Raw genomic sequence first — 13534 nt, forward strand, 5'->3', positions numbered from 1 at the left:
TACAAATTATTAGGTCTATTTTTTAGATCCTTTTATTTTCCAAAATATTACGGGCAAAAAAGTTGCAATTATAAAAGATAAAAACAACAATGATTGAGAGACAAAAGCTGGAAAAGTATCTGCTGGTAAAATTATACCAACTAACAAACTCTTTGAAAAATCAGGAGCTGGAAATAAAAGAAACCCTCCAATTAATCCAATAATAATTGAAATATATGCCGTTTTTTCATTCAACTTTTTATTATAGAAACTATAAAAAACAGTAAGTACAAACGCACAACAAAATAAATCAGCTAATAAGAATAAGTATAAAACACTGAACCCTTTTGAAGCAATTGCAAAAGCTATAATTGAAAGTACTACTATAAAATATTTTGAAAGAGTTAAGTAATTAGTTTTCTTATTTAAATTAAAAGTTGCTTTACCATCAACCACTATTAAGCTTGATATTGCATTGACTAATGTATCAACAGTACTAATTGTCAATGATAAACCAAGGATCACAATTATTAATGATAAAAATTCTGTCTGTTCACTTAATAATAAAGAAAAGAAACCAAGATCGGGAATAACTTTTGGATTAGCTGATACTGCAACTAAACCACTAAAGCCCATAAAAAAAACAATTGGAATAATTACAATAAATGCAACAATCAAACTTTTCTTTAAAACTTCGTTATTTTTTGCTGCATAAACTCTTTGCCAATTTCCTTGATGAAAAAGATTAGTTGCAGCAACCGCGATAAAGAACGTTAATCCTGCAGTATAGTTTGGAATATAACTCGCACTTAATAAGTGAGGACTTTTTTCTTTAATAAATGAGAAAGAAAACTGATCTCCTGTAAATGATGTTAGATAAAATACTGAAATTAATAATAAAGTTACAATTACTATCATTTGAATATTATCTGTAAAAATTGAAGCTCTTAATCCACCGTATAAAGTGTAAGCAAGCGTTGCGATCAGAATAATTAAAGAGGTGACCCAAAGTTCAGTTCCTGAAATATAATTTATCAATATTGCAACTGCAGTAACTTCAGCGCATAAAAAGACGAACATATAAAATACTGTCATAAGCAAAATAAGTTTAAATAAACTCTTACCAAATCTTTTTCTTAAAAATTCAATTAACGTTGAACCTTTCGGAAATTCTGTCCTTATTTTTTTTCCAAGTGAAATTAAAAAGATCATTGGAAAAGCGGTGCCTAATGCATAACCAATCACAGCTCCAATTCCACCCCATGTTGCAGCAGATGCTGGACCAAATAAAATCCAAGCCCCAAGCGCAGATGCAATTAGGCTTGTTGTTAGTGAAAAGAAACCAATGTTTCTATTCGCAGTTAGATAATTGTTAATTCCTTGATATTTTTTAGAGTAAATTAATCCAACTATTGTAAAGATTAAGCTTATAGTTATGACGAGTGTTAATGATGTTGATTGACTTATAAAGTATGCTTTATCCATTGTTCTCCCTTTCTGAATTACCGGACAGGTTATTAGGGTTTATTCTCAGTCAGTTACGACACCCCTGACAATTTTTATAGACTATAATTTAGAATATTAAAGAGAAACTTAGTGTTTAGTATCTAATATTTCTAAAGGTAATGGTGCTTCAGGGTACTTTTCCTTACACAATTTTTCATAATTTTTGCAAAGAGTACTTACTGTTTCATGTGCTTCATCTTTTGAAGTTAAAAATTTAATTAAAGTATCTCTCTCGAGTTCAATTTCTTTAATATCTGCTCCTCTTAAATATTCACCAGTTTCAACTTCCCAGTAGGTATCATTTAATTCACCAATATCTAAAGTATTAAGTTTATTCTGGAGTTCAATAATAATCTCATCGTTTGTTTTACTATCTTTCATTGGAGAGTTAACTAATTTTCCTAAACACTTATCCTTAAGATCATCTAAAAAGGTATTGTAAGGTTTGCCTTCAGCTAAACCTTGAAAGTGATTACTTTCAAAGTATTTGTTGATTGCAGCATTGGTTGAAATTTTATTCTTCCCCTTAGCAACTGCTACTTGAACGTAAACTTCCTGACTAATATACTCATTTAGATACTCTTTAATTTTATCAGATAGCATTTTATAAATTTTTACTTAATAAGCTTAATTGTATAATTCATCAAATAATATAGACAAGCATTAATGATTTCAAAAAAATATTATTCAATTATTTTTGTATTTTTTATTAGTTTGGGAATGTCAGTATTTATGTCTTGTGTAATTACCATTGTTAACACTGGTCTTGAAGGAGATTTTCTTCATCGTTGGGGTACTGCTTGGCTATTTGCTTTTCCACTTGCTTTCTTAGCTGGAAATTTTTTTTCACCAATCTCGAGAAAGCTTACCGATAAACTAACTAAATCTTAACTTTTCAATCTTAAATTTTTAGGATCGAATGCTGGCTCTTCAATAATTTTTGATTTTATTTTTTGTCCCTGAATATCTATTAGAAATTCAGTTCCAACTTTTACTAAATTAGAATTCACATATGCAAAGGCTAAACTTTTGTTCACCCTAAATCCATAAGCACCAGAAGTAGTTAAGCCAACTCTTTCATTGTTATGGTACACTGGCTCATTACCCAAAACATCTGCTGTATTTGTCTCTACCTCTAAATAAACTAGTTTTATTTTAATTCCTTCTTTTAATTTTTTATCAATTACTTTTGATCCAATAAATTCACTTTTTTTATCTAAGTTAAAAAACCGATCTAAACCTGCTTCAACTATACTAATTTCAGGAGTTAATTCAGTTCCCCAACCACGATATCCTTTTTCCATTCTCATTGAATTCATAGCATGAGATCCAAAATTTATTATTTTTAAATTTTGACCTGCGTCCATTAACAAATCATAAAGTTCTTCTAATTTATTCATTGAAACGTGAAGTTCCCAACCTAATTCTCCCATGTAATTCACTCTTAAAGCTAAAACTTTTATATTATTAATTTCAATTTCTTTTGCTTTTAACCAAGGGAAATTTTCATTTTCAATACTTTCCTTTGTGGTTTTTGCTAGTACTTCTCTTGATTTTGGACCAATTAATCCAAGAACACCATATTCATTGGTAATATTTTTAATATCAACTTTTTCATTTTTTAATTTATTTTGATTAAACCAATCTAAATCTCTTATTTCAGATAATGCTGCAGATAAGCCATAGTAATGATTTTCTTTTACTTTAGTGATAGTTAGCTCACTTTGAATTCTACCAATTTTATTATTTATATGTGTTAAGGCTATACTGCCATTTTTTTTTGGAATAATATTTGAGCAAAGTCTATCTAGAAAAGTGGAGCTATCCTCCCCTGTTATTTCATATTTAGAAAAAGTGCTTAAATCTATAATTCCAACATGTTCTGAAACATGCTCACATTCTTTTTGAATTATAGAATGTATGTTGTTTCTACTATAGCTTAACTCTTCTGTTATATTTTCTTTATTAAACCAAGCAGGTTTTTCCCAGCCATATAAATCGTAATATTCAGCTCCTTGATCTTTTAATTTTTTATAAATACCTGATGTTTTCATTGGTCTTCCAGCTGCAACTGTCTCGTGAGGCATAGGTGTTACATACATTCTTCTGTATTGCTCTTTTGATTTCTCAATTGAATAATTTTTATTAACCCAACTCATGTATCTACGAGGTTCAAATTCAAGCATATTAATTTCAGAGTCTCCATGAACAATTTGTTGTGCCATATATTTTCCAGCTCCTCCACCATGAGCTATTCCAATACTAGCTGCACAAAACATCCAAAAATTTTTAAGACCTGGTGCAGGTCCTGCTAAAAAATTGTCATCTGGTGTGTGTGTGATTGGTCCACAAATTATCTTTTTAATACCCACATCTTTAAATTCAGGAATTCTATCCATCCCCTTTTCGAGATGTTTTTCAATTCTATCTAGATCAGGCTCAAGTAATTCCATGTCAAATTTCCAATCCATTCCATCTAAGGCCCAAGCTTCTACATCTTGTTCGTAAGGACCAATTAATAATCCTTTTCCTTCTTGTCTTAAATAAGATGAGGAATCTGGATCTCTTACAACAGGAAGTTCTTTTTCTAATTTTTCAATTGCTGGATGAGACTCAGTTACTAAATATTGGTGAACCATATTAATACTTGGAATGTTTTTTAGTCCAGCCATTTCACCCACTTCAGGACAAAAACTTCCCGCAGCATTTACAACGTGCTCACAAGTAATTTCACCTTTTTCAGTAATTAACTTCCATTCCTTTGATGGTAATTGTTTAATGTTTGTTACTCTATTGTTACGATAAATTTTAGCACCAGCATCTCTTGCACCTTTTGCCATTGCGTTCGTTGTGCTTGTGGGGTCTGTATATCCATCTTCTGGTGTGTAAAATGCACCAACGATTCCATCTAATTTAATAAATGGATGATATTTTTTAATTTCATTTGTGGTAATAATTTCACAAGGAGAGCCTACTACGTCTAATATACCTTTTGTGTGATGGAACCATTCAAGGTCTTCTTTCTTGTAAGCAAGCCTTAAACTACCCGTTTCATGAAAACCTGTTGCTTGACCAGTTTCTTTTTCTAAAGATTTATATAAATTTGTTGAATGTAAATGGATTTTTGCAAGGCTTAAACTGCTTAACATATGAGGACATTGCCCAGCTGCATGCCAAGTTGATCCTGAAGTAAGTTCACTCTTCTCAATTAAAACAATGTCTGTCCAACCTTCATTAGTTAAATGATATAAAAGACTAACACCCATTATACCACCACCTATAATGGCTAATTTTGCATGAGACTGAATTTTATCCATGATCAATAAAAGATATCATTCAAGAAATGGATTTACTATTTAAATTTTATTTAGTGCTCAGCTCTAAATTTTGAGTGACAAGATTTACAGCTACTCCACATATATTTTCCAAGAGTTGCTTTAACATCATCTGCTCCATCAATAGCAGATGTTAACTCAATCATATTACTTGAAGCTTTTGTCATTAATAAATTAAATTCATCTTTATTCTCCCAAATAGAAGGCAAAGCTTCTGTTTCAAATCCAGTTTTTGAATTTTCAGGAAAGAGATCTAATAATCTTTTATAATTATCACTCATTTCAATCATTAATATTTTTGCTTCATCTAAACTTCCATTAGATGCAAGACTATTAATTCTTTTTGCCGTTTTGTAATTTTTACTAAAAATAGATTGTCTTTCTTTAATGATCTCTTCTACTGTTTGCTCAGAAAAAGCACTGAAAGTATAAAATAATATAAAGATAAAAAATAAAGTGTTTTTAATTAATGTCATAATATGTTTAATTTAAACATGTCTATATTTAATAACATATCAAAATATGGATTACTTGCCAAATTAATCCATTGGCTAACTGCCGCAGGATTACTAATTCAAATACCGCTAGGCTTTTACTTGGTAGATTTAGACTTTGATCAAACTAGGGTTGATATAGAAAATTATCATATATTATTTGGATTAATCCTATTTTACACAACTCTAATAAGGCTAACTTTTAAACTATTATCTCCTACACCAAATTTTAATGACAATGCTTTTCCTGGTCAAAAACTTCTAGCAAAGTTAAACCACTTTTTTTTATATTTAGCTTTATTAACAATAACTATATCGGGTATTTTTAAGAAATTATTTAATGGTGAAAGTTTAGTTATTTTTTTCAAAAAAGTTAATCTAATTTATAATTTTGAACTCTCAGAACAGTTTTATTCAATTCACATATTAGCAAACTACATTCTAAGTGGTTTAATAAGTCTTCATATTCTAGCGGTACTGTTTCATAAATTTTTATTAAAAGAGAATATTTTAAAGAGAATTTTGTAATTTTTAATTATCAAATGCACATCTAAAACCAACATAGATTGCATAAAAGTTCGAGGGTTTATATTGAACTCCATTAATACTGGTCTTTGAACCTCCATACCACCAGGAGGCCCCCGCTGTTAAAGAATTATTTTTTTCTTGATCATCCACCCACTCCCAAACATTACCACCCATAGCAACTAATCCATTTACGCCTTCTGGCAATATTGTGACATCTACATGCTTGTCATAATTTAATAAACCTTGGGAGTTCATTTCTTTAGCTATATCTCCACTAGGGTATCTATAAGTTTTTTCTTTAATAAATTTATCAGACTCAAATATTTGAGTGTAGGCAGCATAGGACCATTCCTCAAATGTAGGTAATCGGCCATTCATAAATTTACAATAATTTTCAACTTCAAATCTACTTAGATGAACAGCGGGCTCTAATTCACTATCAGGTTTTTTTCCATAAGGTGTTTTAAAATTCCAATTATCACGTTTAACCCAACCAGCACCCCATTCGTAACCTCCACCATTTTTTTCAGCTTCTGTAATGACTTCGTTTTTAATTGTATAATTATTAAACTCCATAATTGTTACTTCATATTTATTTAGTGAAAATTTTCCAAAGTTAATTTTCTCATTTTCAAAACTAAATACTTTAATTGGCAAGATTAATACAAATATCGAGAAATACTTTATACTTTTGTAAATATTATGCATTTAAGCTTATCGTTGAATAAAATATTTTTTTTATATTTTAGGTTAATTTCATTAATACCATTTAAAATTTGAAGTGAACTAAACTTTAATAAAGTTGATATATAGCGTTGTCTTATCATCTTTAAGTAAATATTTTTTTTGATATTAACTTTAAAATTAAATTTGATGATAGTTTTTTTAATATTAAGTTGAAGTAGTTTTTTCCAAATAAGATTGTCTCTTTTAAATGATTGAGTAAGTTTTTGTTTCATCAAAGAAAATGTGGGTATTTCATTATCTTTTGTATCTAAGGTTAAGATTAAAATAATTCCTCCAATGTTCAAACTAGAATATGAGTAGGCTAAAATCTTCTTAATATCCTTTAAATTAAACAAATGAATAGTTTGCTTGATCAGTATTAAATCAAATTTTTTTTTATTATTTTTGAGATATTTGATTGCATTTGTTTTTTTAAAAATGATTCTTTTGTCAAAATCTTTGTGATTTTCAATATCAAGTCCAACAGGCTTATTAATTAATTTGAGTTTAGAGGATAACGAACCCATTATCTTACCTCGGCCACAACCAATATCTAGAATTTTTGAGTGTTTAGTTAGTTTTTTTTGTTTTAATAAAAAATTATTGAATGATTGGATATATTTAGCTGATGAAATCCAAGTTTTGTTATCCCAATTTTTTATACTTAACATTACCTAATTTAAAACATTTTAACTTATATTTAAATAAAGTATTAGTAACTCATGTTTAAAAAGTTGCATATATTTCTTGGCGCAACTGTTGCAGATGCAGCAGCCCGACCTTTGCATTGGGTCTATGATGAAAAAAAACTAAAATCTTATATTAAAAGAAAAAAAAATATTGCATTCTTTAAACAAAATAGATCTCCGTTCTACTCTATAAAAACAGGAGAAGTTTCTGGTTACAATGATGTGGGTCAAGTAATGTTTAAAACATTAACTAAGACCACTAATCATAAAGAGGTTATTAAACTTTTTAAAAAGAATATTGTCAAAAATTTTGGACCAGGGTCAAAATATTGGAAAAATTTATCTTTAAGAAAAAAATACAAAAAAATTAAGTGGAAAACAGCCATGAAAGGTCCATGGATCCATCAAAATATTTTAGAAACTATCAAAAATATTAAATTAAAAAAAACTATCACAGGTGGGACTAAAGTTAACGAGTCTGATGGGTATTGTGCAAGCCTACCCTTTTATTTTTCAAATAATTCGGAGCAGAAAACAAAACAAGTTATAAAAACGGTTGCTAATGGCAAAATTAGCGAACAATTTGCATTGGCAAAACTTAAGATTATTGATTTAGCTGATAAGGGGGACAAGGATCCAGTTAATAGCTTTTTAAGAAAAAATATAAAAAATAAATACTTTAAAAATGTCATTGAAAACATCAAAAAAGTTAAAAAGGTAAAATCAAAACCCCACAATTTCGTTGTAAAGAAATTTGGTAAAGCATGTAGTTATCCAGGCACTTTTAATGGAGGAATACATGCAATCATAACCTCTAAAAGTTTTAAAACTGCAGTTATTAAAACAATTAAAGCTGGTGGATGCAATTGTTCACGTGCTAATTTTGTCGGTGCTTATTTTGCAGCTTATAAAGGTTTAAAAGGTATTCCTCAAGATTGGATTAAAAAAACAAATCCTGCAAAATCTATACTGAAATTTATTGCTTAAATGCAAAACCCTTCAATTAAATACATTTTAAAATTATCTATTCCAATTTTCTTTGCAAATTTGGCCATTCCATTAGTTGGTATTATTGATACTGGTTTAATGGGTAATCTTGGTAACTTGTCATACTTATCAGCAACTTCTGTTGCTGCTAATTTATTTTCTATGATTTTTTGGAGCTTTGGGTTTTTAAGGATGGGAACTGTGGGTCTGGTTTCACAAGCGTATGGTAAAGGGGATTATACAGAAGTATTTAATATTATTGTTCGAAATTTATTCTTTGTTTTATTAATTTCATTGATCTTAATTTTATTACAAAGTTATATATTTAATCTAAGTGTGGGTATTTTTAATTTATCAGATACTACTAGGCAATTTTATCAGGATTACTTTCAAATAAGGATTTATTCAGCGCCTGGTGAGTTAACACTTTACATTATAACTGGTTTATTTGTTGGATTACAGAAAACTAAAATTTCAAGTTTAGCTGTTGGTCTTTTTTCGATTTTAAATATAATTTTAAGTATTATCTTAGTTTCAAAATTTGATTTAAATATTAAAGGGGTTGCTTATGGAACTTTAATCTCAGCACTTATAATTTCAACCACTTTTCTAATTTATACATTTTGGTATCTAAATAAAATGTCTAAAATCAATATCAATATTAATGAATTAATAGATCTAAATAAACTTAAAAACATTTTTAATATTAATCTAAATATATTTGTTAGAACTATATTATTAACCTTTTCATTTTTTTGGTTTACTTACCTTGGCAGTCAAATTGGTGAAGACTACATTGCAGCAAATGCAATTCTTATTAACTTGGTCTTTTTGTCTGCTTTCATTCTTGATGCTTACGCATTTTCAACTGAAGGTATGGTTGGTTATTCCTTGGGTAAAAAAGATATAAACTTATTTAAAAAAATTGTTAAAAACTCTTTTATTTTAAGCACTCTTACTGGATTAATCATTTCAATAATTTATTTTTTTATTAACAAACACGTCATTATACTAATGTCTGATATTGTAACTATTAGAAATCTAAGTTCTTCTTATGCAGTATGGCTAATACTAATGCCTTTAATTTCATCATTTTGCTATCAATTTGATGGAATATTTATTGGCGCATCACAAACAAAAGAGCTTAGAAATGCCATGATTTTTTCTGTATTTTCTTATCTATTAATGTCTTTATATTTAACAAAATTAATGGGTAATACTGGTATCTGGATATCTTTATGCTTATTTATGGTGCTAAGAGCTTTATCTTTATTTTATTACTTAGACAGAATTTATTTAAGATTTCGTAAAGTTTAATAAATTTAACTAGCACCAATATGATGATATTATAAATAAATGTTATTTCGACAACTCTTTGATAAAGCTTCAAGCACATTTACATACCTAATAGCTTCTGCAAAAGGCAGAGAGGCACTTATTATTGATCCTGTGTTAGAAAATGTTCCACAATATATTAAACTTCTTAAAGAACTAGATTTAAAGTTAGTAAAAGTTATTGATACTCATATCCATGCTGACCATATCTCAGGTATTGCCGAACTAAGAGATAAAACAAATTGCGTTACAGTAATGGGTGACAAAACCCCTGCTGATGTGGTTGCAATGCAAGTTGCCGATGAAGAGACAATTAAAATTGATGGCTTAGAATTACAGGCAATTTATACCCCAGGTCACACCATAGAAAGTTTTAGCTTCTTATTGAATGATAGGGTTTTCACTGGAGATGCATTATTAATTAGAGGAACTGGTAGAACAGATTTTCAAAATGGAAATGCAAGAGATTCGTATAATTCTATTTTTAATAAACTTTTAAAACTTCCAGATGAAACATTAGTTTACCCTGCTCATGATTATAAAGGAGAGATGGTCAGTACCATAATAGAAGAAAAAAAATTCAACCCAAGACTGCAGGTAAGTTCTGCAGATCAATATATCGAAATTATGAATAATTTGAATTTGCCTAATCCAAGTATGATGGATGTTGCAGTTCCTAGTAATTTACAATTAGGAATAGATTTTAATAGACAAAAAGTAAATAACGGTGTCGAACCAGAAAAATTTAATGAAATTAAAAATGATGCTCAGTCAATTTTAATTGATCTTAGAGAGCAAAATGAAATAGATAAAGATGGTATGATTAAAAATAGTAAAGTGGTTCGTTTTCCAGAAATTAACGAGTATCTACAACAAAATAAAAATACTTTAAAAGATAAAAGAATTTTATTTTATTGTGCACATGGTCATAGATCAACACTCGCAGTTCAATTATCAAAATCTTATCAATTTACCAATTGTTTTCACTTAATTGGTGGTCTTAAGAATTGGAAAAAAGAAGGTTTAGATTTATAAAATTAGAATTTAATAACTTAACTTTAAATTTAATCTTTTAAATTTATTTCTAAAACTAAAAAATAATTTATTATGATTACCAGTATCTTTTTTAATTGTTTGTTGCCATAAGTGAACCATTTCATGTGACAAGGTATTTAAAAATTCCATTTTATTTTTATATTTAGGCATCATCTCGAGTACAAATTTATTTGTACCTTTTCTATAAGAGATATATTCAACACATTGCCCTGATCCTCTTACTATTCTTTTAATCATTACATCGTTAAAAGGATTGAGTTTGTTATTAAATAAAGATTTATTAAAAATCTTAAAATAATTTCTAATGTCTTTAAAATTAGTATTATATTTTTTCTCAGACTCTATTGTGTCTCTAAGTATTCTTTTTTTTGTTCTCACAATGTAGCTATCTTTAACGATTTTCTTTTTTTTCATTTTTATAGAATATGTAAATAAGTGTTATTAAATGCGTATAATTTCTGACTATCTACTACTAAAACTGGAATATACAAGATAATAAAATCTTTAAAAATACGAATGTTTTTAACTTTATTATGATGATGTTATTTAAAGATTAAAGAGATTGAATAGCAAAATAAATTTTGTCTTTATTCATTTGACCGATGCTTCTATAGACCTCTTTGTTATTTTGGTAAATTACAATTGTTGTCCAATAGTCAATTCCTAATTGTTTTGCAATAGTCTTATCCTTTTCTTGCTCAAAGCTTAAAAAGAGGATGTCCTCAAAGTCTTTTTCGGCTTGATTCAGGATCTTAATTTGAGCCTTACATGTTGTGCATGTTTCATTCCAAGAATTTATAACAACTATTTTTCCATCAAGTTGCGCTTTTTCAAAAATTTCATTATTAAAAGTAGTACTTTTATCTACAGCAAATGAGTTAAATGAAATCAGTGTAAAAATTATGATGAATATTTTTTTCATAGTCTTAATGTATAAGATACATGGTTAATTAACAACTCATTGTTTTATTTTATAACCCCAATTTGTTTCTGTCTTGATATGATAATTAAACCACTAATTATAATAATTAATGCTCCAATATAACTATTAGTCGAAGGAACTTCATCAAATAAAAAATATCCATAAATAATGCCCCATAAAATCACTGAATATCTAAAAGTTGATGTAACAGACACAAGTGCAATCTTGATAGTTGCAATTGAAAAAATATAACCCATTGCTAAAAAAAAAGCAGAAATAAATAAAATAAAAATATCTTTTAACGTAAAATCATAAAATTTGTAAATACTTAATATTCCAAAAAAAATAGTCACAACAAAACATGTCATAAATGCAGTTTGAAGACTGTGATAATCTTTTTTAAAATTTTTTGTGTACATGTCTCTAATTGAAAGCATGATTGCAGCTAAGATTGGAAATATAAAATAATAACCAAACTCTAATTTCCCTGGATTAACAACTACAACCACTCCAATAAAACCTAAAATTACAGCACTCCATCTTCTCCATCTTACTTTTTCATTCATAAAGATTGCCCCAAATGCAGTTAAGATAATTGGTGCCATACTTAATAGAATATAAACTTTTGCAAACGGTAGTAAGGCAATACCAATAAAAAAAAATAATGCGGCTAAAGATTCAAGAAGCCCTCTTATCTTTAGTTCTGTCGAAGAAAAAATTAACTTAAAATTTAATTGTTTTTTTATGTAAAGAAATAATACTATAAATAGTAGTGTAAAAATCCCTCTTATAAAAATTATTTGATTTAAAACAAATATTTCATCGAAATGTTCATATATGTTTTTTACAAAAGCATCATTTGTTGCAAATGAAAACTGACATAAAAGCATATAAAGTATGCCCAATAACTCATTGTTAATTTTAACTTTAGGAAACATTTTGTGAGTAAATATAGGCTTTTTTATTGGTAATATACAAAAATCAAGAACCAATATGAGGCTAGTCCAACAAGAATAGTTGCAATAATACTTCTACTAAAATATCCAATAATTATCGCAATTATAGCTGCTAGTATCTTAGGATTACTATCAATGTCTATAGACCCTGTAGCATTAAGAAATATAGGAGGGAATATTATTGCCGGAAAAATGGCTGATGGAACGTAAGACAAAACTTTTTTTGTCTTTTCGTTTAGAATATCTTTCTTTAAGAAAAAAATCATAGAAAATCTTGTTAAGTAAGTCAAAATTCCACAATAAATAATTGTCGTCCAATGCATTATTTTTTCTTCTGGTCAATTAATGTGATTATAGTAGCAACCGATAAAGCTGTGAGTGTTGCTATAATAATGTAAGCTTGAAATGGTATTGAATTATACCCAACAGTTGCAACAATTCCTGAGACTAACATTACAATAATATTTTTATACTTTCTAAAATCATCAATTAACAAAGCTAAAAATGTTAAAGAAATAGTAAAACTTAAACCTAACTCTTCAGGTACTACTGATCCAAGAACTATACCTAAAATTGTTGATATCTGCCAAATAGTCCAACAGGTAAAACCAGCTCCTAATAAGTGGTAATGTTTAAATTTATTTTCTTTATTTTTTTTAAAATAAATATTTGAAACAGCAAATGCTTGATCAATTAATACATAGGATAATATAATTTTCCAAGTAAGCCTTAAGTGAGATAGATATTCAGAAAAAACTGCACCGTACAACAAATGTCTAGAGTTTACTGCCGTAACTGATGTTATTGCAACTAATGATGATGCACCTCCAGAAAATAATTGCAATAAGACAATTTGAGAGGCTCCACCAAAAATTATAATAGACATACCAAATGTCATATACGCGCTCAAACCTAGCTCCATTCCAATAACACCATATATAATTCCAAATGGAACTACCGGTATCATTAAAGGACTTACATCAATAATCCCTTTGGATAATGTTTTTAATCTATTATTCAT

16 protein-coding genes are annotated in these 13534 nt (G+C 28.3%); 5 read left to right on the forward strand and 11 right to left on the reverse strand.

Annotation, left to right across the window (positions count from 1 at the left end; translation table 11 throughout):
* Positions 1-15 precede the first annotated feature (15 nt).
* Both AC5SLN_RS03970 and AC5SLN_RS03975 read right to left on the reverse strand, forming a co-directional pair.
* Positions 16-1464 carry a sodium:solute symporter family transporter gene (locus AC5SLN_RS03970; protein ID WP_494577575.1) on the reverse strand — a complete coding sequence of 483 codons (1449 nt, stop codon included), beginning with the start codon at positions 1462-1464 and terminating at the stop codon, positions 16-18.
* Positions 1465-1572: 108 nt separating this feature from the next.
* Positions 1573-2088 carry a hypothetical protein gene (locus AC5SLN_RS03975; RefSeq protein WP_494592835.1) on the reverse strand — a complete coding sequence of 172 codons (516 nt, stop codon included), beginning with the start codon at positions 2086-2088 and terminating at the stop codon, positions 1573-1575.
* Positions 2089-2151: 63 nt separating this feature from the next.
* Between AC5SLN_RS03975 and AC5SLN_RS03980 the strand changes: the two genes are divergently transcribed.
* Positions 2152-2376 (forward strand): DUF2798 domain-containing protein, encoded by a 225-nt coding sequence (locus tag AC5SLN_RS03980; RefSeq protein WP_271499606.1) that lies wholly within the window; start codon positions 2152-2154, stop codon positions 2374-2376.
* On the opposite strand, the gene AC5SLN_RS03985 is transcribed toward AC5SLN_RS03980, so the two are convergent.
* Positions 2373-4802 (reverse strand): FAD-dependent oxidoreductase, encoded by a 2430-nt coding sequence (locus AC5SLN_RS03985; protein WP_494577578.1) that lies wholly within the window; start codon positions 4800-4802, stop codon positions 2373-2375. The two genes, AC5SLN_RS03980 and AC5SLN_RS03985, sit on opposite strands and share 4 nt — an antisense overlap.
* A 50-nt stretch (positions 4803-4852) precedes the next feature.
* A complete protein-coding gene (locus AC5SLN_RS03990) occupies positions 4853-5296 on the reverse strand; it encodes a c-type cytochrome (RefSeq protein WP_494577580.1) in 444 nt (147 codons plus the stop codon).
* 18 nt (positions 5297-5314) lie between these two features.
* Between AC5SLN_RS03990 and AC5SLN_RS03995 the strand changes: the two genes are divergently transcribed.
* Positions 5315-5842: a cytochrome b gene (locus AC5SLN_RS03995; protein ID WP_494592837.1), complete on the forward strand. Its 528-nt coding sequence runs from the start codon at positions 5315-5317 to the stop codon at positions 5840-5842.
* A gap of 3 nt (positions 5843-5845) precedes the next feature.
* Here the strand turns inward: AC5SLN_RS03995 and AC5SLN_RS04000 are convergent, their stop codons facing one another.
* Together AC5SLN_RS04000 and AC5SLN_RS04005 are read right to left on the reverse strand one after the other, a co-directional pair.
* Complete coding sequence (locus AC5SLN_RS04000; RefSeq protein WP_494592839.1) at positions 5846-6550, reverse strand: formylglycine-generating enzyme family protein; 705 nt, start codon at positions 6548-6550, stop codon at positions 5846-5848.
* Positions 6526-7239: a class I SAM-dependent methyltransferase gene (locus AC5SLN_RS04005; protein WP_271626214.1), complete on the reverse strand. Its 714-nt coding sequence runs from the start codon at positions 7237-7239 to the stop codon at positions 6526-6528. Before AC5SLN_RS04005 ends, AC5SLN_RS04000 begins: the two co-directional genes overlap by 25 nt.
* Before the next feature lie 51 nt (positions 7240-7290).
* Here AC5SLN_RS04005 and AC5SLN_RS04010 point away from each other — a divergent pair, with 51 nt between their 5' ends.
* The 3 genes from AC5SLN_RS04010 to AC5SLN_RS04020 are packed head-to-tail and all read left to right on the forward strand — an operon-like array spanning position 7291 to position 10614.
* The gene (locus tag AC5SLN_RS04010; RefSeq protein ID WP_494592841.1) at positions 7291-8244 is read left to right on the forward strand and encodes an ADP-ribosylglycohydrolase family protein; all 954 of its coding nucleotides are present in this window, start codon (positions 7291-7293) and stop codon (positions 8242-8244) included.
* Positions 8245-9561 (forward strand): MATE family efflux transporter, encoded by a 1317-nt coding sequence (locus AC5SLN_RS04015; RefSeq protein ID WP_494592842.1) that lies wholly within the window; start codon positions 8245-8247, stop codon positions 9559-9561.
* A 39-nt stretch (positions 9562-9600) separates the two neighbouring features.
* Positions 9601-10614, forward strand: coding sequence for an MBL fold metallo-hydrolase (locus AC5SLN_RS04020; RefSeq protein ID WP_494592843.1), 1014 nt, complete (start codon positions 9601-9603; stop codon positions 10612-10614).
* Between the two features lie 9 nt (positions 10615-10623).
* Here the strand turns inward: AC5SLN_RS04020 and AC5SLN_RS04025 are convergent, their stop codons facing one another.
* The 5 genes from AC5SLN_RS04025 to AC5SLN_RS04045 form a co-directional block, all read right to left on the reverse strand.
* Positions 10624-11049 carry a SprT-like family protein gene (locus AC5SLN_RS04025; RefSeq protein WP_494592845.1) on the reverse strand — a complete coding sequence of 142 codons (426 nt, stop codon included), beginning with the start codon at positions 11047-11049 and terminating at the stop codon, positions 10624-10626.
* Between the two features lie 139 nt (positions 11050-11188).
* Positions 11189-11557, reverse strand: a complete 369-nt coding sequence (locus tag AC5SLN_RS04030) for a TlpA family protein disulfide reductase (protein WP_494592847.1) — start codon at positions 11555-11557, stop codon at positions 11189-11191.
* A gap of 44 nt (positions 11558-11601) precedes the next feature.
* The gene (locus AC5SLN_RS04035) at positions 11602-12549 is read right to left on the reverse strand and encodes a DMT family transporter (protein WP_027307050.1); all 948 of its coding nucleotides are present in this window, start codon (positions 12547-12549) and stop codon (positions 11602-11604) included.
* Entirely contained in the window at positions 12519-12836 is a 318-nt protein-coding gene (locus AC5SLN_RS04040; RefSeq protein WP_494592849.1) for an AzlD domain-containing protein, read from the reverse strand. Before AC5SLN_RS04040 ends, AC5SLN_RS04035 begins: the two co-directional genes overlap by 31 nt.
* Positions 12836-13534, reverse strand: a complete 699-nt coding sequence (locus tag AC5SLN_RS04045; protein ID WP_494592851.1) for an AzlC family ABC transporter permease — start codon at positions 13532-13534, stop codon at positions 12836-12838. The genes AC5SLN_RS04040 and AC5SLN_RS04045 overlap by 1 nt, the downstream gene beginning before the upstream one ends.

The sequence above is a fragment of the Candidatus Pelagibacter sp. PS_31 genome (assembly GCF_059417865.1).